We start from the raw sequence: 23,677 nt of genomic DNA, 5'->3' as shown, positions 1-23,677 counted from the left end.
GGGAGGAAACGCAGAGGGGGGGATGGCCCTTTCTTGGCCCCGGCGCGGGAAACCGGCACCACGCGGCGGGGGACCTGGTGCCGACCCCGCCCACGGCTCCCCGCGTCGACCGGCGGGCTCAGCAGCGTGTGCCGCCGTCCCCCTCGATCAGGGTGTCCAGCAGGACACCCAGCACCTGGCGTTCCTTCTCCGTCAGCGGAGCGAGGATCTCCTCGGCCGCCGAGCGGCGCGCGCCGCGCAGCTCGCGCAGGGTCGTACGCCCCTCGTCCGTCAGCTCGATCCGCGTCACCCGCCGGTTCGCCGGATCCGGCGCCCGCCGTACCCTCCCACTCGCCTCCAGCCCGTCGACCAGCGTCGTCACCGCACGCGGCACCACCTCCAGGCGCTCGGCCAGGTCGGCCATGCGGGGAGGTGACGCGTAGTGCGCGAGAGTGCGCAGCAGCCGGGACTGGGCCGGGGTGATGCCCAGGTCGTGCCGTTCCAGATGGCGTTTCTGGATGCGGTGCACCCGGCGGGTCAGCCGCAGCAACTGCTCGGCGAGCAGGCCGTCGGGGTCGGGGATGGTCATGCGGGAACAATATCAGGATGCCGTTCATTGTGAGTATAGGTAACAATGAGCTACGATCCGTCAGTCATCGTCGGCCGACCCCTGGCCGGCGCTCGTTCACCTCCGTAGGAGCCCATGCATCCCGACCGTGAAACGTCCTGGACCCCACCTGCCGACGCCAAGGAACAGCCCCGGCAGGTGCGCCGCATCCTGAAGCTCTTCCGTCCCTACCGCGGCCGGCTGGCGGTCGTCGGCCTGCTGGTCGGCGCCTCCTCCCTGGTCTCGGTGGCCACGCCGTTCCTGCTCAAGGAGACCCTGGACGTCGCGATCCCCCAGGGTCGCACCGGTCTCCTCAGCCTGCTCGCGCTCGGCATGATCCTCAGCGCGGTCCTCTCCAGCGTCTTCGGCGTGCTGCAGACGCTGATCTCGACCACCGTCGGCCAGCGCGTCATGCACGACCTGCGCACCGCCGTCTACGGCCGCCTGCAGCGGATGTCGCTCGCCTTCTTCACGCGCACGCGCACCGGCGAGGTGCAGTCCCGGATCGCCAACGACATCGGCGGCATGCAGGCCACCGTCACCTCCACCGCCACCTCCCTGGTCTCCAACGCCACCAGCGTCGTCGCCACGATCGTCGCGATGGCCGCCCTCGACTGGCGGCTCACGATCGTCTCGCTGCTCCTGCTGCCGGTGTTCGTATGGATAAGCCGCCGCGTCGGCAACGAACGCAAGAAGATCACCACGCAGCGGCAGAAGCAGATGGCCGCGATGGCGGCCACCGTCACCGAGTCGCTCTCGGTCAGCGGCATCCTCCTCGGCCGCACCATGGGCCGCTCCGACTCACTGACAGCGTCCTTCGCCGAGGAGTCCGAGCGCCTGGTCGACCTGGAGGTGCGGTCCAACATGGCCGGCCGCTGGCGCATGGCCGTGATCACGATCGTCATGGCCGCGATGCCCGCCGTCATCTACTGGACCGCAGGTCTCGCCCTTCAGCTCGGCGGCCCGAAGGTCTCGCTCGGCACCATCGTCGCCTTCGTCTCGCTCCAGCAGGGGCTGTTCCGCCCGGCCGTGAGCCTGCTCGCGACCGGTGTCCAGATCCAGACCTCCCTCGCCCTCTTCCAGCGCATCTTCGAGTACCTGGACCTGCCCGTCGACATCACCGAGCGCGAGCGGCCCGTCCGTCTCGACGAGGTCAAGGGCGAAGTCCGCTTCGAGCGCGTCGAGTTCCGCTACGACCACGACGACAGGACCCGCCCCGTCCTCGACGGCATCGACGTCACGGTGCCCGCGGGCGGCAGCCTCGCCGTCGTCGGTCCGACCGGGGCCGGCAAGTCGACGCTCGGCTATCTGGTGCCCCGTCTCTACGACGTCACGGGCGGTCGTGTCACCCTGGACGGCGTCGACGTCCGGGACCTCGACTTCGACACCCTCGCCCGCGCGGTCGGTGTCGTCTCGCAGGAGACCTACCTCTTCCACGCCTCGGTCGCCGACAACCTCCGCTTCGCCAAGCCGGACGCCACCGACGAGGAACTGCGCGCGGCGGCCAGAGCGGCGCAGATCCACGACCACATAGCCGCGCTGCCCGACGGCTACGACACGGTCGTCGGCGAACGCGGCCACCGCTTCTCCGGCGGTGAGAAGCAGCGCCTCGCGATAGCCCGCACCATCCTGCGCGATCCGCCGGTCCTCATCCTCGACGAGGCGACCAGCGCGCTCGACACCCGTACCGAGGCCGCCGTCCAAGAGGCGATCGACGCCCTGTCGGCCGACCGGACGACGATCACCATCGCCCACCGCCTGTCCACGATCCGCGGCGCCGACCAGATCGTGGTCCTCGACACCGGTCGGGTCGCTGAACGCGGCAGTCACGAGGAACTGCTGGAACGGGACGGAAGGTACGCCGCCCTGGTGCGCCGGGACGCCCAACTCGAACCCACGCGCTGAGCGAGGCCGGAACCGACAAGCTGACGCTGTGACCGACAACTGAGTATGTGCCGGGTTTAGGGCGATATACGTATTACCGTGCCCGCATGCAGACGAAGATTCCGCCACGGGGCACGATGCGACTGACACGCCGGGGCAGGCTCGTCCTCCTCGCGGCCGGCGCCGTCGTGGTCGGCACCGCCGTGGCGGTGCCGCTGCTGACGCTGGACAGCGGCCCGGGGGAGCCGCCACCGCCCACCGCGCTGGTCGTCCCGGAGGGCTGGCGCGCCAGCCAGGTGTACGACGCGATCGACAAGGCCCTCAAGCTGCCTGCTGGCAGCACGCGAAAGTCCCTCGGGAAGGCCGGCCTCCAACTGCCCGGCGAAGCCCAGGGCAACCCGGAGGGCTATCTCTTTCCGGCGACGTATCGCATCGAGAAGGGAACGACCCCCGAGTCGCTGCTGCGTTCCATGGTTGCCACCGCCGACAGCGAGTTCAACGCGGCGCCGGTCGCGGCCGGGGCGCAGCGCAACGCGATGAACGTCTACCAGGCGGTCACCATCGCCAGCATCGTCCAGGCGGAGGCCGCGACGCAGGCGGACATGGGGAAGGTCGCCCGGGTCGTCCTGAACCGGCTGGAACGTGGGATGCCGCTGCAGATGGACTCGACGATCAACTACGCGATGAACCGCAGCACCGTTCACACCAGCCAGGACGACACGCGCATCGACAGCCCGTACAACTCCTACCAGCGCATGGGGCTGCCGCCCACACCGATCGACAACCCCGGCGAGGAGGCGATGCGCGCCGCGCTCAACCCGACACCGGGCGACTGGCTGTACTTCGTCACGGTCAAGCCGGGGGACACCCGCTTCACCTCCGACTACCCGACGCACGTGCGCAACGTGGCGGAATTCAACGCCGTGCACCAGGCCGTGGGACAGGGGCAGGCGCAGGGACAGGGGCAGAGCCCGGGGCAGATTCCGGGCGGGTCCGGGATCTCCTCGCAGCCTTCGGTCCGCTGAGCCGGCGGGAGGTCACGCGGCGACCGGCTGTTCCCCGGCCAGCAGCCGCCCGATGTCCCGGACGGCCGCGCGGCCCGCCCGGTTGGCGCCGATGGTGCTGGCGGAGGGGCCGTAGCCGACGAGGTGGACGCGTGGATCGGCCACCGCCCGGGTGCCCGCGACCCGGATGCCGCCGCCCGGCTCGCGCAGCCGCAGTGGACGGAGATGGTCCAGTGCGGCGCGGAACCCGGTCGCCCACAGGATCACATCGGCGTCGACGCGCCGTCCGTCGTCCCACGCCACGCCGTCCGGGGTGATCCGGTCGAACATCGGCTGCCGGTCCAGAACCCCGTCCGTGAGCCCCTGCCGAACGGCGTCGTTGAGAGGCAGTCCGGTGACCGAGACGACACTGCGCGGCGGCAGACCCTGGCGTACCCGTTCCTCCACCAGCGCGACGGCCGCCCGGCCTGTCTCCTGGTCGAAGGGGCCCTCACGGAACACCGGAGGCCGCCGGGTGACCCAGGTGGTCGCGGCCGCGTACGGGGCCAGCTCCAGCAGGTGCTGGGTGCCCGAGGCGCCGCCGCCGACGACCACGACCCGCTGCCCGGCGAACTCCTCGGGTCCGGCGTACCGCGCGGTGTGCAACTGCCGTCCGTGGAAGGTCTCCTGACCGGGATAGCGCGGCCAGAACGGGCGGTCCCAGGTGCCGGTCGCGTTGATCAGGGCGCGCGTGGACCAGGTGCCGTCCGAGGTCTCCACGAGCAGCCGCCCGCCGTCTCCCTCCCGGACGGCCCGTACGTCGACGGGCCGTCGCACCCGCAGGCCGAAGGTGCGCTCGTACCGGTCGAAGTACCCACCGATCACCTCCGCCGAGGGCCGCGCGGGGTCGGCGTCCGTGAGCTCCATGCCGGGCAGGGCGTGCATCCCGTGCACCTTGCCGTAGGTCAGCGAGGGCCACCGGAACTGCCAGGCGCCGCCCGGCGCGGGGGAGTGGTCGAGGACCACGAAGTCGCGGTCCGGCTCGAAGCCGGTGCGCCGCAGGTGATAGGCGCTGGACAGCCCGGCCTGGCCGGCGCCGATGACGACGACCTCGACCTCACGAGATTCGTTCACGCTTCTACTAACAGGGGTCCCGGTGCGGATCTTCCCGGGAGCCGGGGCGGGATTCCGGGAAGCAGGCGGGGCGTCCTTCTCCTCAGCCTCTCGGCCTCCAGTCCCTCAGCCCCCAGCCCCTCGGTTCTCAGCTCGGGGCCGGTGTCGTCGACGGCGGCAGCTTGTCGTTGAACCGCGTGTCCACGAAGTCGCCGAAGTCCACCTTCCTTCTGCCCTGGCCTCCGTGAAGCAGAGCAACTCCACCCGGGTCGCGGCGCCGCCGACCTGGAAGGTGAGCCCGCAACGGTGTCTCGAGCCATGGACTCCTCGTCTCGGCGAGCGACCGCGCCGCAGAGTGTGAAACACAGCGTATGGGTCAGGATGGGGGCATGTCAGATGCCTTCACCACCCGAATGCTGAACGTCTCCACCGGATCCCGGGAACGCGTCGTCGACCTCACCGCCGACTGCGAGGACTTTCTGCGGGAGGCGGCGGCCGGCCGCGACGGTCTGCTCAACATCTTCGTCCCGCACGCCACCGCCGGGATCGCCGTCATCGAGACCGGCGCCGGGAGCGACGACGACCTCCTCGCCGCCCTGCACACCCTGCTCCCCGCCGACGACCGCTGGCAGCACCGTCACGGCAGCCCCGGCCACGGCCGCGACCACGTCCTCCCGGCCATGGTCCCGCCCTACGCGACCCTTCCGGTCGTCGCCGGCCGCCTGGAACTGGGCACCTGGCAGTCGGTGTGCCTGGTGGACACCAACCGCGACAACCCCGAGCGCAACGTGCGGCTGAGCTTCCTCGGCTGACTCCGGCGGCGCCGACTGGGAATTCGGCGAAGACCCTTCTACCGAGGGTTCCGCCCGTCCCGGTGCCGTTGGACGACGTAAGGGGGCTTGGTGTAAGCCGAGTTGGGGACGCTCGCCGCACAGGGGGCCACCGCCCTGGTCGGGCTGGTGGTCGCGGACGCCTGGGTGCAGATGAAGCATGTGCGGCGGCGGGTCGCCCGCTGGCTCGGGCGGCGCGGAGCGGACGACGAACTCGACGCCGCTCGCGAGGAGTTGGAGGCGGCCCGGCTGAGCGGTGACGAGGAGGGCACGGCAGGCCGTGTCGCAGCCGACTGGGAACGGCGCCTGCTCCGCGTCCTCGAGGACGACCCCCACGCGGCCGAGGAACTGCGCCGGCTGCTGGCCGAGGTGCTGCCGGGAACGTCGTACGACATCGCCTTCGACGTCCGCTCGACCGGCTCCTCCGCGCCCGGCACCCAGCCCGACCACCTCCCGGCCCTCACCGGCACGTTCAGCAACCGTGTCGCCGAGCTGGACCGGCTCGACGCCGTGTGCGGCGAGCCCGGCCGGGTGGGCCTCGCCGGGCTGCCCGGCGTCGGCAAGACCGCGATCGCCTGCCGCTGGGCGGACAAGGAACGCGACCGCTTCCCCGACGGCCTGTTCTACGTCGACTACGCCGCCCTGCGCGACGAGTCCGCGTCGGCGCCGCGATGGGCGCCGACGTCTCCCAGGCCCTCACCGGGATCCTGCAGGCCCTGCTGGGCAGCGACGAGCACGTTCCGGCGACGCTGGCGGAGCTGACCCGGCAGTACACGGCCCACTCCCGGGACCGGCGCATCCTCGTCCTCATCGACAACGTCACCCTGCCCGCCCAGGTCCGGCCGCTGATCCCGAGCGGACCCGGCAGCACGGTCCGCTCCACCGTAACGAATCACGCGGAGCCCGCCCACGCTCAGGGGCGCCCGGGCGACGGCACCGGACCGAGGCGCCGGCGCCGCAGCACGGTGCCCCGGTCACCCCGACCAGGCCGCGAGGCAGAGCGCGCGGTCCACCTCCTCCGTGTAGCGGGCCGCCGCCAGCCACGCGTGGGCGAAGCGGTCCGGGTCCGCGGGCAGCAGACGGCCGAACACATCCCGGGAGCGCTCCGCTGCCGCCGCGTGCAGCTCCTCCAGCAGACCGCCCGCGGTCGCCAGCCCGGACCGGTTCAGCCGCCGGGCGTCGGTGGCCGTGTCGCTGGGGAAGGACAGCACGCGCCGGCCCCCCGAGACCGCCTGGTGGACGCGGCGGCGCAGCAGGTGGACCGGGGCCTCCTCGGCATGCGGCGCCGCCCGCACCGGGGACGCGGGTGCCGAGGGCAGGTCCGCGCGCTGGAGCCGGTCCAGGCCCACGTCGACCCGGGTGCCGGACCGCGCCGGATGCTCGGTCGCGAGGAGCTGGGCACGGGGATGCGGGGCGGGGGTCAGCCGGGCCACGACCCGGAGGCCGGTCCCCCGGGCGGCGGCCAGCAGACGCAGGTTGTCCCGGTGCGGAAGCGCGGGATGGTCATGGGCGGCCGTCAGCCGCAGCACGGCGCCGTCGCATCCGGCGAGCAGACAGTCGCCCGCCGCCTCCGTCGCCGTGCCGAGCAGGGTGACCTCCAGGAACAGCAGGTCGTGGCCGCCGTTCAGCGCGCGGGTGAGCTGCTCGGCCACGGGGACGGCCCAGAGCCGGTCCAACGGCTCCTCGCGCCAGCCGGCACCGGACGCCCCGACCGCCCGCACACCGGCGCCCGCCCCGAGCCGCCCGGTGGGGGAGACCGTGGCCCCCGACACCGCGAGGCCGGCACGGGACAGTTCCCGGTGGGTCAGGGCCGTGTCCCCGAGCCGGACCGCCCGGTCGGCCGCGCCCACCGCGCGCCCGGCACCGCCCGGAGCGACATCGGACACCTGGTACAGCCGGCCCTCGGCGTCGGTGGTCCAGGTGACGGCACCGGCGTAGCCGCTCGCGGTGAGCACCGGTTCGGAGAACAGGCCGTACAGCCGCAGCGAACCGTCGGGGCGGTACGGCTGCCGCGCGGTGCCGCGCAGCGCGGCCAGTTCGGCGCCGGTGGCGTGCGGCACGCGGTGGGCCACGGACAGCACGTCGGAAAGGCCGGCGATCAGGTCCGCCAGGCGGTAGGCCGGGTCGGCCGCGCGGGCCGCGCGCAGCGCGGTGACCACCGAGACGGCCGAGGCGGCGGCCCGGTGCAGGCCCGCGAGCCGCGCCGTGTGCGCCGCCCGCAACAGCTCCGCCTGGAGCACCGCACCCGCCCCGTCCGCACCGGCTTCGAGCACGGCGGCCGCGGCGGCGCGGAGCGCGAGGGCGGCGGTGCGCTGCCCGGAGCCGGCCTCCTCCATCCCGGCGGCCTCCGTCTCGGCCGTCTTCGTCTCCGCCGCCCCGCGCCCGGTCTCCTCCGGCCGGGCGCCCGCGTGCCCCCCGGAACCGACCCCCTCCTTCTCGTCGCTGGTGTCCTCGGCGATCGGGGCCGCCGAGGCTGCCGCGGCGCGGTGCAGGCAGTCCGGGGCCAGCAGACAGCCGCAGCGGATCGCGTCCGCGCTGGTCACCGTGCCGGCCGGGGCGTGCAGTTCGAGGGCGGTGTCGTCGTCGACGGCGATGCGCACGGTGTCGCCGTCGCGGACGGCCGGCCGCTCCGCGAGCTTGGCGATGCCGGCGTCCAGGCGCTTGCGCAGCCGGGGCGAGAGTGCCGCGACGAGTTCGGCGGTCACGGACGGGGCGACCGGAGGCAGACCCGGGCTCGTCTCCTGGCTCATGCGATCTTCTCCCCTACCCAGCGGGCGAGTTCGAGCGGACTGAGAGCGGCCACCGGCATGCCCGCGGACACCAACTGCCCCGCCACACCGGTCGAATACCGCGGTCGGCCCGTGTCGTCGAGGCTCGCGCAGCCCAGCACCTGGCAGCCGGCACCCACCAGGGCGCGGACCTCGGCGAGCAGTCCGCCGACCGGGTAGCCCTCCTCGAAGTCGCTGACGACCACGACGAGCGTGCGCGAGGGCACGGTGACCAGCTCGCGCGCGTGCCGCAGCCCCGCGGCGATGTGGGTGCCGCCGCCGACCCTGACCTCCAGCAGCAGGGAGAGCGGGTCCTCGACGTGTCCGGTCAGATCGATCACGTCGGTGGAGAAGGCCAGGAAGTGCGTGGACAGCGTGGGTACCCCGGCCAGCACCGAGGCCGTGAGCGCCGCCCAGATCGTGGACGCCTCCATGGACCCCGACACGTCGGTGACCAGGATCAGCCGCCAGTCGGCCGACCGCCGGGCGCGGCTGCGGAAGACCGGCCGTTCGGGTACGACCCGGACCGTGCCGTCCGGCATACGGCGGGCCGTGGCCAGGTTCGCCCGCAGGGTGCGGGGCAGGTCGAGGCCTCCGCCGGGGCGCCGGCTGGGGCGTGGCAGGGCGGTACCGTGCAGCGCGGGGCGCAGCCGGGTCGCCAACTCCCGGGTCAGCGCGTCCACCAGGCGCCGGACCAGCGGACGCAGCGCGGCCAGCCGGGCCTCCGGCAGACCTCCGGCATGCCGCAGCACCGAGCGCAGCAGGTCGACGGAGGGCCGCACGCTGTCCGGATCGAGCTCCGGGAACACATCCTGGCGGCCGGCCGCGGCAGCCGCCGCCAGCACCTCCTCCCGGATGCCCGGCCCGAACAGCGCCGCCAGTTCCTCGGACCACTCCCGCACCCCGGGATACGGCGCCGCACGCCCGCCCCCCTGACCCGGGAGATCCCCACGGCTGCCCTCGCCGCGTCCCCTGCCGTACAACTCGTCCAGTGCCGTCGCCAAGGGCCGGGCGCCAGCGGGGAGTTGAGCACTTCTGCGACCCAGCAGCAGACGCCAGCGGTCGGCCGGGGCGAGCCGGCGGTCCTCGTCGGTGTCGCGGGCGGGGGTGGCCGGTGTGGCTGGTGCGGGGACTTCCGGGGTTGCGGGAACCCCGGCGTTCACCGCAGGGATCGCCCCGGTGGGCCGGCGGGGCGGCGGCAGGAGGCCCAGTTCGGCCAGGGTCTCGCGGGCCGCGAGGTCGGCGCGGGTCCAAAGGGCGAGGGACGCAGGACCGACGCCGCCGGTGTCGTCCGGACGCTCCCCTTCCAGGCGCTGTTCGACGACGGTCAGCAGCCGGTCGCGGGCGGCCGGGCTGAGCGTGTCGAAGCCGCCGCGCAGCGCCGGAAGCCGATCGAGGAAGTCCCGGTCCGACAAGTCCGCAACCCGGTTCAGCAGCGGTTGCAGCGCGGGTGCCGCCGACTCCAGCAGCGGCCCGGCCGCGCTCAGCAGACCGGTCAGCCGCGCGGTGAGCGCCGACCGGGACCCGGCGTCGCAGGCGCCGTCCACCCAGGAGGCGACCCGGTCGCCGAACGCCCGGGGCTCCTCCTGCCCCAGCAGCACGCGTACGGCCCCGGCGGCGCCCCGCATCAGCGGAGAACCGTCGGCGGCCAGCCGGGCGAGCGCGTCGGTGAGCCGTATCCCGCCCAGCGCGTCGGCGCGGTGGGCGAGTTCCAGCAGAGCGTGTGCGTCGGCCGGGTCCTCGGAGCCGGTGAGCCCGTCGACCTGGCGCACCGCGGCGGAGGTCAGCAGTTCGGCGACGGCCGCCGCCCGCCCCGTACGATCCCCCTCGCTGCCGAGTCCGGCGATGTGCCCCGCCCGCAACCGGTCCAACAGGCCGAGCCCCGCGAGGAGTTCGGGCAACGTGCCGGAAGCAGGCAGGACGTCGGCGGTGTCGGCCAGCCGCTCGTCCGCGAGCCCGGGCAGGCCGCACTCCGCCGCCTGCTCCAGCCCCCGCAGGGCTTGCGCCGCCGTCGGTCCGCCCTCGTCGCGCTCCCTGCGCCGGGCTTCCCGCAGTACCCCCTCGGCGGCCTGTGCCGGGGTGACCCCGCGCACGCCGGCCGCCGTCAGCATGGCCGCGGTGGCCGGTGTCCAGCGCACCTCCCAGCGCGAGGTGAGCGCGTCGGCACCGCCCGTGCCGGCCACCGCCCTGGGTTCGCCGTACGGGACCGAGCACACGGTCAGGCGCCGCAGCAGCAGTTCCCGGCGGCGGTCCAGTTCCGAGCGGAGCGGGTCCAGGCGCAGGTCGCGCGCGGCTGCCCGGCCCGAGTCCGCCGGTCCGGGCAGCCCCAGTCCGGCGAGTTCCGCCTCCACCGCCGGGGCCAGGCCGCTGCGCGGCGCGTCCGGAGCCGGGCGGCCGGTACGGGTCCCGACGAGCACCTCCTCCATCGCCCGGGCCACGGCCCGCCCCCGCCCGTACGGCTCCCCCTGCGCGAGCACCGTCTGCAGTGCCTCGACCAGCTCGCCCCGGCCCGCCGCGGGCAGCCCCCGCAGCCGAGCGAGATCACCGGCCAGGCGTGCGACCTCCCGTGCGTCGGCGGGTCCGGACGGATGGCCCAGCGCCCGCAACTCGGCACACACCCGCACGGCGGCCCGCGTCAACGCGTCCTCCAGCGCGGCGGGATCACCGGCCGCTTCCAGCACCAGGTGCTGCCACTCCGGGTCGCGGATGCCGGCCGGGTAGCCGGAGCGTTCGTCGAGCAGGGCGTAGCTGTAGGGGATCAGGGAGGTCGTCCAGGTCGCAGCAGCGGCCAGGGCTTTCTTGGGATCGTGGGCCCGCGCCGGCGTGAGGGTGTCACCGTCGGCCGGTGCCAGGAGCGCCGGGGCGTGGAAGGCGCCGACGAGCACGGCGGCCCGTTCGCCGTTCGCCGTCGCCGCGGCGAGGCACGACCGCATCCACCGCTCCCGCCGCAGATCCAGCTCCGATACCCCGTCCGCGGTCAGGGCCTCCTCGCGCAGCGCCCACCCCGTCAGCAGCGCGGCCCGGCGCAGCGCCTCCGGCGGGGAACCGGGAGCGACCGCCTCGACCAGCCGGTCCCACAGATCGTCCCCGGGACGGCCGGTGAGGCGGTCACGCAGCACCGAGGAGAGCCCGGCCACGCCAGGAACCCCGCCATGCCCGCCGGCCTTCACGTCCGGGGCGCCGGCCGTGCCGGGCCGCTCGCCCGCCGGGCGTGTCGAGGCGCCGGGCGTCCCGGGCCGCCCGGCCGCCCGGGGGGTGGGGCCGCCGGGTGTTCCCGTCTTCGCACCTGTCCCCTTCTCGTCCGGCTCCGGCGCTCCCGCCCATGCCCGGTCCGCCAGCGGCAGGTCGCACGCGATCACCGGTACGCCGCGCCGCGCCGCCCAGCGCACGGCTGTCAGCTCCGGTGAGAAGTCGGCGAAGGGATAGAAGGCCGGGCCCCCGGCCCCGTCCCCGGGCGCGGCGGCGAGGGCGACGGGAGCCACGGTCCCCTCGTGGGCGAGCCAGGGCAGCCAGTCCTGCATGTCGGCCGGGAGTTCGACGAGCAGCACGTCCGGCCGGGCCGCGTCCAGAAGTTCGGGCACGGCCGCGGCGAGGGAGGGCGCGTGGTGCCGTACCCCGATGAGATACGGCGCCCCCGGGTCGGTCAGGGCCGCCATGGCGGCCTCGGGGCCGGCCGGAACCGCGGAACCCGCGCCGGGACCGGGAGGGGCCGTGGCCGACGCGTCGAGGGCGGAGACAGCGGAGACGGAGGACACGATCGTCAGCCCTCCAGGACCGTGCGCAGGTCCCACAGCGTGCGCCAGGTGGCCGAGCCCTGTTCGGCGCGGCGCCGGACCGGGCCGTCCCAGTAGCCGCGCAGCCGCGCCGCGTCCGCCGGGTCGTCCTTGCGTACGACACCGAGGAGGTGGCCGGGCAGCAGTCCGAGGACGTCCCGGTCTCCCGGGAAGTACGCCGAGGCCAGCGCCAGCGCGCCCGCCACGGACACCGCCTCCGCCGTGCTCATCACCGTGGACGGCCGCTCCACCTCCCAGCCCTCCGCCGACCGGCCCTCGCGCAGATCGCGGAAGACGGTGACCAGGGCTTCCAGGACGGCGTCGTCCACCTGGAAAGGCGCGCCCGCCCGTTCCACCGACGCCCGGGCCTGGCCCCGCACCAGTGCCGTCTCGGCGTCGAGGTCCGAAATGGCGCCCACCGTCTCGAAGTTGAAGCGGCGCTTGAGCGCGGCCGACATCTCGGAGACGCCCTTGTCCCGCAGGTTGGCGGTGGCGATGAGGTTGAATCCCGGCGCGGCGTGCGCCAAGGCGTCCTCGGCTCCGGACAGTTCGGGTATGGCGATGCGCCGTTCCGACAGCAACGACACCAGGGCGTCCTGCACTTCGGGCAGACAGCGGGTGACCTCCTCGACCCGGGCGATCGCGCCCCGGGTCATCGAGGTGAGCACCGGCGACGGAACGAGCGCCTGCCGGCTGGGCCCCTGCGCGAGCAGCAGGGCGTAGTTCCACCCGTACTTGAGCTGGTCCTCGGTCGTACCTGCCGTGCCCTGCACGACCAGGCCGCTGGTGCCGCACACGGCGGCCGCCAGCAGTTCCGACAGCATGGACTTGGCGGTGCCGGGCTCGCCGACGAGCAGCAGGCCCCGCTCACCGGCGAGCGTGACCACACACCGCTCGACCAGCGCGCGGTCGCCGACGAACTTGCCGGTGATCTCCAGCCGCCGCGGTACGCCCTGCGGCGCCTCCGCGTCGTCGGGCAGCCGCAGCGCCCGGCCGCCGCTGCCCATGACGAACGTGACGACGGCCCGGGGCGTGAGCCGCCAGGCGGGCGGCCGCGGACCGGAGTCATGGGCGGCGAGGAAGGCCAGCTCGATGGCGTACCGGTCCTCGGGCGGGACGATCTGGCGGGTCGCGTCGGGCGCGAGGGCGGTGGTCATCGACGGGCTTCCTTCGACGGCGTGCGGACGGAGGTCGGAGCGAGGGGGCGGAACGGGCCGGGCAGCGCGGCCCGAACAGAGCCCCGCCGGGCAGCGCGGGCAGGACTTGGCCGGGCAGTGCGGGCAGGGGTCGACCGGGCAGTGCGGGCAGGGGTCGACCGGGCAGTGCGGGCAGGGGCTGGTGTGGCGGCGTGGGTTGGGGTTGGCTGGGTGTGGCGGGCAGGGGTCGGCCGGGCGGTAGGGACAGAACTCGGCCGGGTGGTAGGGACAGAACTCGGCCGGGTGGGAAGGGCAGAGCTCGGCCGGGCGACGGGCGCTTGGGTCGGTCGGGCGGGGCGAACAGCGGTCTGGGAGGGCGACGCCGTCCGAGCCGCTGCCATCCGGGTCGGCGATACGCCGGCCGGTGTCGCCCCGGCTTGTGTCATCCCCGGTGTCGCCCCGGCTTGTGTCACCCCGGCCTGTGTCGCCCCCGCCGGTGTGATCGTGGTCGGCGTCTTCGGGGCGGAGGCCGTCGGGGCGGAGGCCGTCGGGGCGGAGCCCGGGGCGGTGGACGTCATCGGCTCCGCCCTCGCCGGTTCGTGCGGGTGGTCAGCTGTTCGTACGCCGGGGCGTCGCCCGCGCGGACCCGGTCCCAGGCGCGCGTGAACAGCTCCGGCACCGGGATCAGCGGTATCGCGCGCGGGTTGTCCGCGCTCGGGTAAAGACCCTCCTTCCAGGTCTCCACCGGCAGCGCGGGCGACTTCAGGTCGCGCCAGCCGCACGGCAGGAACAGGGCCCGCCCCGCGCGTGCCCGCTTGGCCTCCACCACCAGGTCCGTCGCGGCCAGCTCGGTGCGGGCCTTCTTCAGTCGGGTGGGCTTCCAGCCCGTCCAGCGGGCACAGTTGCGGTCCGTCGGATCCGGCAGGGCCAGCAGCTGGAGGTAGAGCGCGGCGGCGTCCTCGCCCAGCCCGTGCGCGGCGGCCACCTCGGCGACGAGCGCGGGCACACTGAGGGCCGGGTCCTGGGCGTACCCCCTCAGGCCCTCGGCGCCGGCCGTGACCGTGCGGCCCAGCTCCTCGCCCAGAAGCGTGCGCAGCATGCGCAGCCCGTGGCCGCGATGCGGACCCACCAGGCCGTCCAGCAGCCCGAACACCGCGTCGTCGGGCCCGGTGAGACCGGCCGGCCGGACCAGGACCGTCTCGGTGTCGCGGTAGCCCGGGCGCAGCGCGAGCGCATCTCCGACCCGGGTCGTGCCGTGCGCGTCGGCACCGCCGGTCGCGGGCAGTCCGTAGACCTTCCGCAGCTCCACCGCTGTGCAGCCGCCCTTCTCCGTGAACTCGACGTCCAGGTCGAGCAGCAGCTCCGGGTCGGACATCCGGCGCCGCACCGCGGCGAGGCCCTCCGGCAGGGCGGTCCGCAACGGGTGGCCGTACGGCAGGACGTACGCCAGCGCGGAGAGCGCGCCCACGGCCCCCGCGAGGGTGTAGCCGCTGGGCATCGCCTGGGGGTCGTCCGCGATCAGCCTGCCGTCCTTGTCCGGGCGCAACACCGTGGTGCGGCTCAGCCATGGGGTGCGGGACGGGTTGAGCACGTCCTCGGCGCCTCCGGCTCGCAGCCCGGCCAGTTCGGCGCTGAGGTCCTCCGGCAGGCGCACCAGCGAGCCGAACCGGTCGGTCCACACCCGCCCCGCGGCCTGTGTGTCCGGTCCCGCTGTCCACAGGGCGGCCGGCTCGTCCGGCAGCAGCGCGCCCATGACCGCTGCCCGCGGCTGCACGCCCAGCCCCTGCAGCAGCGCGGTGCCGAACTCCCGCTGCCGTGGCTTCAGCCCGAGGGTGGCGAGCGCCTCGGCCCCCGGTTCCTGCGGCTGTCCGGCGAGCAGCACGGTGGACTGCAGCGGGCCCAGCGCGCCGCCGGTCGCCGCCACCAGTGCCTCGGGCGCCGAGGGCTGCCAGGGCGCGGCGCCCTTGTCGCGGACGAGACGGGTGACGGCGGCCAGGTCCTCGACGGAGATCGTCGGGGCGTACCGGGTCTCCTGCTCCAGCGTGAAGTGCGCGACCGCGCCGAACGCCCCGGACGGATCGTGGTCCAGCGCCAGCCACGTGACGCGTTCCCGCTGGACGTCGACGCCCTGCTGACCGAGGATCACCACCGTGCGCCCGGCCCGGCGCAGTACCTGTCCGTCCCGCTGCGGCTGCTTGTTCTCCCGGGGTTCGCTCAGCACCGTCTGCCGCAGTGTGCCGCCGGCCGTGACGAGCGGCCCCTCGGCGAGGGCCTCGGCCAGCAACAGCAGCGGCTCCCGCTGGGCGTCGGTCAGGACGGGCGAGGCGGCCCGGTACGCCAGCGCCCGCAGGACGCCCAGGACCGGAGGCCAGACCATGCCGATCGCCGGGACGGTGTGCTCTTCGCTGGTCCAGCCGTCCGTGAGGGCACCGAGGCGCTCGAGGCCGGGCAGCGGCTTGCCGTCGGCGGGCCTGCCGGACAGCACGTGGTTGACCGCGCGGATCTGACGGAGCACGCTCCACCGCTCGCCGTACCACCAGCCGTGCAGCGCGACGACACCGGACACCGCGTCGTGCAGGGAGCGGTCGTCGCCGTGTACGGGGCTGTAGTCGGCGAACATGCCCTCGGTCCGGTTGCGCGGCTGCCGCGGCCCCTCCTTCGGGGGGGTCGCGAAGGTGGTGGCCGAGTCGGTGAGGCGCAGTGCCGACCTGACCAGTGCGGCGACGCCGATACGCAGCCGCTCGTCGGTCAGCTCGGGCAGGGCGTGTTCCACCGCCTTGAGGGCGACGGCGTCCGCGGTCGGCACGGCGGCCTTGGCCGTCTCGTCCGATCCCGCCGCAGCCAGCGCTTCCTGACGGGTCGCCAGTGCCTCGCCCGTGAGCCGCAGCAGCTCCGCGGCCTGCTCGTCGGCCAGGGCGCGCAGCACCGCCGAGCCCTGGGCGTCGCGCGGACGCAGTGCGTGCCAGTGGGGCAGCGGGGGCACGAGCCGGGTGCCTGCGGCGTACTCACCGCCGCGGTCGTTCGGCGTCAGCCGGGCCAGCAGACCGGCGGGAGAGGTGTCGTCACCGGCGTAGAGCCCGATGTGCCCACCCAACCGTGCGCTGTGGCCGCCCAGTTGCACGACGACGGGCTCGGCCCCGCCGGGCAGCCGCAGCGCACCGAAGGGCACGGCCGCCCGGTCGCCCTGGCCCACTGCGACCGACACCGTCCGCCCGTCCGGTGTCCCGGCCGTACGACGCTCCTCCGCACCCTCGCCCTCCGTGCGCACCCAGCGCCCCAGCACCGTACCGTCGGTACCGAACGGGCTGTTCTCCAGGCCGGGTTGCAGCGGCAGGACCTCGCACACGCCCGGCAGCAGCTCGGCGTCCTCACGGACGGCCGAGCGCAGCAGCGCGGGCAGCGACGCGCGGCCGTGCGTCCCGGTGACCGGGTCGTACTCCAGCCACACCGTCCGCCGACCCTGCCTGCCCTGGCGCCACAGGGCGGTGCCGTCGCCGATGATCGCGCGGCACTGCGGCAGGTCCGTGTCGCCGGCGTGCAGGGTGCGGCCGCCGGTGGCCCGTCCGCCGCCGGCCAGCGGGATCGACGGGACCACCGTCTCCTGGCCGGACCACCAGGAGGGCAACTGCTCGCCGCCGAGCTCGAACACCTCGGCGGGCCGGGCCGACCAGTAGCCGTACTGCTTGCTGCCGTGCCGCCACATCACGAGCAGCTCCCCGTCCACGTACCGGAAGCGGGGGCGCTGCCAGCGGTCCAGGTCATGGGGCAGGCGCAGGTCGTGGTCGAGCAGGATTCGCTCCGGGCCGACGACCACCGCCTTCCGCCCGCGGCACAGGATCAGCGCCGGCCAGGCCTCGTGAACGGCCAGCGCGTCGTCCTCGCCCTTCCGGGTGTGGCCGTCGAGCAGCGTCAGCGCCTCGTCGAGGGCCGGCCAGCCCAGCTCGTCGAGGATGCCGGCCCGAACCGTACGGCCGAGCAGCGGCGCCACCTCGCGGTCCGCGACCCGGGCCACCGCGTCCGGGGCGACCTCGGAGGCGATCAACCGGAAGGGGCGCAGCCGGTCGAGCGCGGCGCGGGCGCCGGGCAGACCCGCCGCGCGCGTGAAGTCGCCGGTGGCCTCCTCCAGCCACTCCCGCAGGACCTCGCGGAGGACCGGATGCGCGGCCATCGACTTCAGTAGCTCGTCGCCGCGCTGGTGGGCGCCGACCTTGTCCACCGCCTGGTGCAGCAGACGCCGCAGGCGCGGGTCGGCCGTCACGGCCGCCAGGTCGCGCCGGCCGCCGCGGGTGTCCACCAGCCACTCGGGCAGCGGCAGATACACGGGGACGTCGTCCGGCAGCGACAGCGGGACGCGGGCGGCCGCGCACAGGTCCAGCAGATCCAGGTCCGCGCCGGCGTGCCAGCGTCCGCTGCACAGGTCCACCGGACGGCCGGTCGACCGCAGCACCGGAGCCATGCGCTCGACCAGCGCGAGCGTGGCAGGGCAGCGGCGGGAGTAGGAGCCGCCGTGCTTGCGGAAGGACGCCCAGCGGGTCAGCCAGTCCGCCGGATCGGCGCCGTGCTCGGCTGCCGCCGACTCGTCCGTGAGCAGCCGGTCGGCCCCGGTCTCCGCGAGCAGCGTCAGCCAGAACTCCTCGTCCTCGGCCTCCCGGCCGAGGCCGGCGGGCATGATCTCCAGCAGCCGGAGCCGGATCTGCGGCCGCTCCTCGGCGAGGACGACGAGCACGGAGCGATAGGCGGTCCAGAAGGACCGGGGCGCGCGGACCGCGGCGGGGGAGGCGAGCAGGTCGGCGACCAGCGCGCACTCCTCGGTGACCCGGGGCAGGCCGGCCGCCTTGATCAGCCCGCGCGCATCCTGCGGCAGCGAGGCGTACGGCGGCATCCCGGCCGCACAGCGCTCCACCGTCAGCTGACGGAACTGGGCCCAGGCCGCGGCCGTTTCGAGCCGCCCGGCGAGGTCCCGCACATGCTCCTTGAGCGCCTTCACGGTCAGCGCACCCGCGAAGGCGAACTCAAGGAACACCGCGCGCTGCCGCTCCTCGTCCACCGTGAGCGCGTGCACCCGCTCGGCCTCACGGGCCTTGCCGAAGAACGCGGCGGCGTAGGTGGTGTTCTCGTGTTCCAGGAAGACCCGCGCGGCCTGTTCGTAGAACGTCGGCAGGAAGTGCGGCACGGCACGGCCCAGCCGCTCGCCGAGCTCCTCGAAGCCCTCCTTGGCGGTGCCCGGGCGGGACTTGGCCTGCCGGGCGAGCCGCTCGACATCCTTGACCAGGGCGAGCGCGTGATGACCGTTGGCCGGGTCGTTGACCAGCGCCCAGGCCGGGAAGCCCAGCGTCTCCCGGCGCACCTGCCCGACGACCGGCGCCTGGGGCTCACGGGCGAGGCCCAGGAACTCCAGCGCCAGGTCCTCCGCCTCGCCCAGCGTGTCCGGCACCAGCCGGACCACGGGCCGGCCCTCCAGGGCGGGGTGCGTGTAGGTGCGGACGGTGAGGCTGTCGGCGTCCTCGCGCGCGGTGCTGCCCGGCGGCAGGACGGCGCCGGCGTCCAGCAGCGTGGCCGCGGTGGTCTCGTCGTACGTCATGCCGCCCGCTCCTCGTCCTCGATGTCCCGTCCCGCGTACAGCGCCGCCGCCATGCGCGTGCCCTCCGACCAGGCCACCGGCCCGACCTGACCGAGCTTCAGCGCCTTTCCGGCGGGGTCGGACCACACCAGCGGGCCGGTCTCGGTCTCCATGTAGCCGTCGTAGTCACCGATCCATACGCGGGCCTCGACGCTCCGGCCGTCCTCCAGGACAGGGCACACGGCATACCCGCCACGCACGCGGTAGCCGAGCTGGGTGGCCCGGCCGTGCAGGAAGCGCAGCTCCTTGAACGAGCCGCCCGCGTACTCCTCCACCTCGGCCGCCTCGGCGTCGAGCGCGGCCGGGCGGTGCCAGACCTCGCGGAAGAGCTGCTGCGCGCGCTGCTCGACGCCCAGTTCCACGGCGAACTCCCGCAGTTCCTCAAGGTCTTCGAGGAGGACCGGGTGCGGGATGCGTACCAGGTCGGGGGCGATGCGGACGGTGTCGCCGTCGAGGTCGACCAGGCCCAGGCCACGCTGGGGATCGGCGTCCCGCAGGAAGCCGGCGACCTGCCCGTCCGGGCCGGTGACGACGAGGTCGCGCAGCGCGGCCTGCCAGGCCGGGTCGGGCCACACACGCGTGACGACGGCGAGCGGCACCGGCAGGGAGCGGACCATCCACCGCTCGGCCTCGGCCAGGCACTGCCGTTCGTGCCGCTCCAGCCACTCGACGAGCTGCTTGAGGCCCACGACCGCCGGATCGTCGGCGATCTTCGGCGGCACCGACTTCAGCCGCCTCCCCGACGCGTTGCGGCACACCACCTTCCCGCCGTCGAGGGCGACTTCGTAGCCGCCTGCCGACACCCACCCCATACGTGCCTCCCGCACCCGCGTTGATCAAGTGACGGGAACTGTAGGGCAGGCCACTGACAACGCCCCCCGGAGGCCGGAGGGCGTTGTGGAAAAACGGTTCTGGAGCAACGGAGGAAGCAACGGGAGGAGAAGGGGGAAGGTCAGTCGCGCCCGGCGGCGCGCTCCTGCTTCTCCTTGTGCAGCTGCTTGATCCGCGCGCCCTCCTTGCGGACCTCGGCCTGCGTGGCGCGCTCCTTCTCCAGCCACTCGGGATGCTCCTGCTTGAGTGCCTCGATCTGCTCGGTGGTCAGCGGCTCGGTGACTCCGCCGCGCGCGAGGCCTGCGATGGACACGCCGAGCTTGGCGGCGACCACCGGACGCGGGTGGGGGCCGTTGCGCCGCAGCTCGCTCAGCCACTCCGGCGGGTTCGCCTGCAGCTCGTTCAGCTCGGCGCGCGAGATGACGCCCTCCTGGAACGAGGCGGGGGTGGCGGGGAGGTACACACCCAGCTTCTTCGCCGCGGTCGCGGGCTTCATCGTCTGGGTGCTCTGCTGCGAACTCATGGGTCAAGGGTATCGGCCACGTGCCGGAGGGCCGACCACGGCCGGTGCCGGTCAGCCGGCCACGGCCGGTAACCTGGCCTGGTGACAGGCTCGGAGGAATCACCGTCGTTCCGGCTCGCGTACGTTCCCGGAGTGACGCCCGCCAAATGGGTGAGGGTCTGGGGCGAGCGCCTGCCGGACATCCCGCTCACCCTCGTCCAGGTACCGGCCGCCGAGGCGCCCGAGGCGCTGCGCGCGGGCCAGGCCGACGCGGGCCTCGTACGGCTCCCCGTGGACCGTACGTTCTTCAGCGCGATTCCCCTCTATACCGAGACCACGGTGGTCGTCGTCCCCAAGGACCACCTGATCACGGCCGTGGACGAGGTGACCCTCGCCGACCTCGCCGAGGAAGTGCTCTTCCACCCCCTGGACGACGTCTTCGACTGGGACGGCCCGCCCGGCGAGCCCGCCTTCGAGCGTCCCGCGACGACAGAGGAGGCGATCGAGCTGGTGGCCGCCAACGTCGGCCTCCTGGTCGTGCCGCAGTCCCTGGCCCGCCTGTACCACCGCAAGGACGTCACCTACCGCCCGGTCACCGACGCCCCCCAGTCGAGCGTTGCCCTGTCCTGGCCCGAGGAGGCCACCACCGACCTGGTGGAGGACTTCATCGGCATCGTCCGCGGACGCACCGTGAACAGCACCCGGGGCCGTACGCAGCCTCAGGCCCCCGCACCGGCCGGGCAGCAGCGGAAGCGTGCCGAGCATGGTGGCACCCGGCAGAAGCCGGCGGCGAAGTCCACGGGCCGCACGCCACGCGCGCGTGCGGCGGGAGCCAGGCAGACACCCAAGCGGGGCAAGCCGCGCCGGAGGTCGTGAGGGCGGGAGCGGCACCGCACGAAGGGGCGCGGGCCGGCGAACGGAGCCGGCCGACGAGCCACCAGGGCGGCGCGACAGGCCGACGCCGCGACGGGCGCGCGCACCGGCGCCCGCACGGGCGCGCGCTCCGGCGCGCGTCGCGGTCACGTGCCCCGGCCACCTCGCAACGCGCCCAGTCGCACCCGGGCGCCCCCGCTACGCCTCCTGACGCGCCGCCTGCCTGGTCTGCCCGGTCTGTGGACGGGCCTGGCGTTCCCGGAGGTCGGCGACGGCCAGGCAGAGGGCCAGCAGGATGATGCCGACGCAGGTGAACAGGCCGTACTGCAGTGCGATGGCCGGGTCGCCGTGGTTGGCCAGGTGGGCGAAGAACACCGAACCCACCACCGCGACACCGGCCGCCGAGCCGATGCGCTGCCCGGTCTGCAGCACCCCGCCGGCCGCCCCGGCCCGCCGCACGGGCACGAGGGTCAGGGTGAGCGTGGTGTTCGGGGAGGTGGTCAGGCCCGAGCCGATCCCGGCGAGCAGCATGGGGAGTGCGGCGGCCAGGGCCACGCCCCGGCCCGGTACCCAGTGCACGGCCGCGATGACGCCGAGGATCCCCACCGTCACGGTGCACAGCCCGGCGATGATCAGTCTGCGTCCGAAGCGCACGACCAGGCGGCCGCCGACCGCGGCACCCACCGCCGTGCCCGTCGCGAACGGCATGGACGACAGTGCCGCCGCCAGCGCGCTGTAGCCCATCCCGTTCTGCAGGAAGATCGTGTAGACGAAGAACAGTGTGGTGAAGCCACCGAAGTACACCAGGCTCAGCAGCGCGCCGAGCGAGAACGAGCGCAGTGCGAAGAGCCGCAGGTCGATCAGGGGAGCCCGGCCGTGCCGCTGCTGGCGCCGCTCCCACGTCCAGAACGCGACCAGCAGCGCGGCGCCGGCCGGGAGCAGGGCCCACTTCAGCCGCCCGTGCCACTGCTGCTCCTGCACCAGGGGCAGCATCAGGGCGATCACACCCGAGCCGAGGAGCAGGACGCCCGGCACGTCGAAGCACTCCCGCCCGCGCGCTGAGGCGGGGGAGCGGGGCAGCAGCCGCAGAGCCGCGCAGAAGACGGCCACCCCGATGGGCAGGTTGACGTAGAACACCGAGCGCCAGCCGTCGTCCTCGCTGGCCGCGTGGATCAGCAGACCGCCCGCCAGCGGGCCGACCGCCGTGGAGAGGCCGATGGTGGCTCCCATCATGCCGAACGCGCGGGCTCGCTCGGCGCCGTGGAACATGTGCTGGATCAGCGCCGTGGCCTGCGGCGCGAGCATGCCTGCCGACGCCCCCTGGACCAGCCGGAACAGCACCAGCCAGGCCGGTCCGGAGGACAGGCCGCAGGCCGCCGAGGCGAGCGTGAACAGGGCGAGCCCGGTCAGGAAGGTCTGGCGCTGCCCGCGCATGTCGCCGAGCCGCCCCGCCGGGACCAGGACCAGACCGAAGGTGAGGGCGTAACCGGACACCACCCAGGACAGGTCGGCGGGGCTGGCGTGCAGGCCGCGCTCCACCGAGGGAAGCGCCACGTTCACGATCGACGTGTCCAGCAGGGACATGAACGCCGCGGTCAGACAGACGGCGAGCGCTTTCCACCGTCGGTCGTCCTGGGCAGGGCCGGCCTGGTCTGTAGTCATGCGATCACGCTATGCAGCGGCCAGGTCCCTCGCACGGCGGGAAAGTCCCGTTCCGCCCCCACCGGCCGGATCCGCTCCCCTCACGCCCCGACATGGACGAGCGGAGCACCCTTGCTCCGGAAGGGTGCTCCGGCGGGTGCCTCGGCCCACGCCGCGTCGGTATCAGTGGGGCGGGGCTGCGGCGCGGAGCCACGCGTACGCCGACTGCGCCGTGAACTCCGCCTGGCCGCCGCGCAGCAGCAGGGTGGCGGTGGCGAACTCTGGTGCGTCGGCCTGGGCGGCCACGTACGGGATCGCGATGCACCGCATACCGGCCGCGTGGGCGGCGGCCACGCCCGGCGCCGCGTCCTCCAGGACCACGCAGTCAACCGGGTTCGCGCCGAGCCGCCGGGCCGCCTCCAGCAAGACGTCCGGGGCGGGTTTACCCCGCGGGACCTCGTCGGTCGAGACGACCGTGTGCAGAAACGCGTCGAGGCCGGTGCCCGCCAGGATCGCGTCCATGGCCTCGGGCGACGACCCCGAGGCGACCGCCATGGCAACGCCCTCGTCGGCCAGCAGCTCCACGAACTCGCGCATCTCCGGGTACGCGCGCGTGCCGGCGCGGGCCAGTTCCAGATAGCGCCGGTTCGTCGCGTCCAGCAGGTCGTCCACACCGGCGCGCAGACCGTAGCGTTCGCACCACAGGGCCACGCTCTCCCGGGTGCTGATGCCGACGTACGTCTCGTGGTCCGCCCAGGTGAAGTCAGGGACGCCGTGCTCGGCCAGGGTCCGGCGGCTCGCCTCGTAGTAGTTCGGCTCGCTGTCCACCAGCGTTCCGTCGAGATCGAAGACGACCGAGAGGGCGCCGAGGTCGCTCATGCGGTCCAGCATGCCAAGGGTCAGGCGCGGACCGCCCGGCCCACCGACTCCACCAGGGGCAGCAACCGGTACGGGACGCGCTCGCGCAGCGCCACCTCCGTGCGGGTGCGCACGACGCCCGGCAGGCTGATCAGCTTCTGGATGACGTCCTCCAGATGGGCGTTACTGGCTTCAGCTCGTCAGGGTGAGGGTGGGTCGTCGAAGGTCAGGCCGGTGCCCGCTATGAAGCCGTCGAGAGTGTGGGGCCGGTACTGCAGG

General features: G+C 74.2%; 15 protein-coding genes and 2 pseudogenes. 5 read left to right on the top strand and 12 right to left on the bottom strand.

All coding sequences use genetic code 11. The features are described from left to right. Nucleotides 1-118: 118 nt before the first annotated feature. Nucleotides 119-568 (bottom strand): MarR family winged helix-turn-helix transcriptional regulator, encoded by a 450-nt coding sequence (locus ACZ7GZ_RS33235; RefSeq protein WP_471029935.1) that lies wholly within the window; start codon nt 566-568, stop codon nt 119-121. Between the two features lie 114 nt (nt 569-682). Here ACZ7GZ_RS33235 and ACZ7GZ_RS33230 point away from each other — a divergent pair, with 114 nt between their 5' ends. Together ACZ7GZ_RS33230 and mltG are read left to right on the top strand one after the other, a co-directional pair. After that, nucleotides 683-2,491: an ABC transporter ATP-binding protein gene (locus ACZ7GZ_RS33230; protein WP_471029933.1), complete on the top strand. Its 1,809-nt coding sequence runs from the start codon at nt 683-685 to the stop codon at nt 2,489-2,491. Nucleotides 2,492-2,577: 86 nt separating this feature from the next. Beyond that, the gene (gene mltG, locus ACZ7GZ_RS33225) at nt 2,578-3,495 is read left to right on the top strand and encodes an endolytic transglycosylase MltG (protein ID WP_471029929.1); all 918 of its coding nucleotides are present in this window, start codon (nt 2,578-2,580) and stop codon (nt 3,493-3,495) included. 12 nt (nt 3,496-3,507) lie between these two features. Here the strand turns inward: mltG and ACZ7GZ_RS33220 are convergent, their stop codons facing one another. Beyond that, on the bottom strand, nt 3,508-4,587 hold the full coding sequence (locus ACZ7GZ_RS33220; protein WP_471029927.1) for an NAD(P)-binding domain-containing protein: 1,080 nt from the start codon (nt 4,585-4,587) through the stop codon (nt 3,508-3,510). A 368-nt stretch (nt 4,588-4,955) separates the two neighbouring features. Between ACZ7GZ_RS33220 and ACZ7GZ_RS33215 the strand changes: the two genes are divergently transcribed. Together ACZ7GZ_RS33215 and ACZ7GZ_RS33210 are read left to right on the top strand one after the other, a co-directional pair. Continuing rightward, nucleotides 4,956-5,378 (top strand): secondary thiamine-phosphate synthase enzyme YjbQ, encoded by a 423-nt coding sequence (locus ACZ7GZ_RS33215; RefSeq protein ID WP_471029925.1) that lies wholly within the window; start codon nt 4,956-4,958, stop codon nt 5,376-5,378. A gap of 102 nt (nt 5,379-5,480) precedes the next feature. Beyond that, nucleotides 5,481-6,158, top strand: coding sequence for a hypothetical protein (locus tag ACZ7GZ_RS33210; RefSeq protein ID WP_471029923.1), 678 nt, complete (start codon nt 5,481-5,483; stop codon nt 6,156-6,158). Between the two features lie 212 nt (nt 6,159-6,370). Here ACZ7GZ_RS33210 and ACZ7GZ_RS33205 read toward each other — a convergent pair whose 3' ends face one another. The 6 genes from ACZ7GZ_RS33205 to ACZ7GZ_RS33180 all read right to left on the bottom strand — a co-directional run bounded on the left by ACZ7GZ_RS33205 (nt 6,371) and on the right by ACZ7GZ_RS33180 (nt 20,047). After that, the gene (locus tag ACZ7GZ_RS33205) at nt 6,371-8,146 is read right to left on the bottom strand and encodes a hypothetical protein (protein ID WP_471029922.1); all 1,776 of its coding nucleotides are present in this window, start codon (nt 8,144-8,146) and stop codon (nt 6,371-6,373) included. After that, on the bottom strand, nt 8,143-11,820 hold the full coding sequence (locus tag ACZ7GZ_RS33200; RefSeq protein WP_471029998.1) for a vWA domain-containing protein: 3,678 nt from the start codon (nt 11,818-11,820) through the stop codon (nt 8,143-8,145). Before ACZ7GZ_RS33200 ends, ACZ7GZ_RS33205 begins: the two co-directional genes overlap by 4 nt. Before the next feature lie 104 nt (nt 11,821-11,924). Continuing rightward, nucleotides 11,925-13,094, bottom strand: a complete 1,170-nt coding sequence (locus tag ACZ7GZ_RS33195; RefSeq protein WP_471029919.1) for an ATP-binding protein — start codon at nt 13,092-13,094, stop codon at nt 11,925-11,927. A gap of 553 nt (nt 13,095-13,647) precedes the next feature. Further along, nucleotides 13,648-18,654 carry a hypothetical protein gene (locus ACZ7GZ_RS33190; protein ID WP_471029916.1) on the bottom strand — a complete coding sequence of 1,669 codons (5,007 nt, stop codon included), beginning with the start codon at nt 18,652-18,654 and terminating at the stop codon, nt 13,648-13,650. Further along, nucleotides 18,651-19,505, bottom strand: a complete 855-nt coding sequence (locus ACZ7GZ_RS33185; protein WP_471029915.1) for a DUF4132 domain-containing protein — start codon at nt 19,503-19,505, stop codon at nt 18,651-18,653. Before ACZ7GZ_RS33185 ends, ACZ7GZ_RS33190 begins: the two co-directional genes overlap by 4 nt. 140 nt (nt 19,506-19,645) lie before the next feature. After that, a complete protein-coding gene (locus ACZ7GZ_RS33180; protein ID WP_471029914.1) occupies nt 19,646-20,047 on the bottom strand; it encodes a DUF5997 family protein in 402 nt (133 codons plus the stop codon). Between the two features lie 81 nt (nt 20,048-20,128). On the opposite strand from ACZ7GZ_RS33180, the gene ACZ7GZ_RS33175 reads away from it, so the two are divergent. Beyond that, on the top strand, nt 20,129-20,902 hold the full coding sequence (locus ACZ7GZ_RS33175) for a LysR family substrate-binding domain-containing protein (RefSeq protein WP_471029912.1): 774 nt from the start codon (nt 20,129-20,131) through the stop codon (nt 20,900-20,902). 195 nt (nt 20,903-21,097) lie between these two features. Here the strand turns inward: ACZ7GZ_RS33175 and ACZ7GZ_RS33170 are convergent, their stop codons facing one another. From ACZ7GZ_RS33170 to ACZ7GZ_RS33155, 4 genes and pseudogenes are all read right to left on the bottom strand, one after another. Continuing rightward, complete coding sequence (locus ACZ7GZ_RS33170) at nt 21,098-22,561, bottom strand: MFS transporter (RefSeq protein WP_471029911.1); 1,464 nt, start codon at nt 22,559-22,561, stop codon at nt 21,098-21,100. A 162-nt stretch (nt 22,562-22,723) separates the two neighbouring features. Next, entirely contained in the window at nt 22,724-23,419 is a 696-nt protein-coding gene (locus ACZ7GZ_RS33165) for an HAD family hydrolase (protein WP_471029909.1), read from the bottom strand. 20 nt (nt 23,420-23,439) lie between these two features. Beyond that, nucleotides 23,440-23,583: pseudogene (locus tag ACZ7GZ_RS33160) on the bottom strand (Lrp/AsnC family transcriptional regulator); the annotation flags it as partial. 15 nt (nt 23,584-23,598) lie between these two features. Then, nucleotides 23,599-23,677 (bottom strand): annotated as a pseudogene (locus ACZ7GZ_RS33155) (transposase); the annotation flags it as partial.

This window comes from Streptomyces sp. NPDC037288 (assembly GCF_055603265.1).
This window is presented reverse-complemented; position numbering and strand designations above follow the sequence as displayed.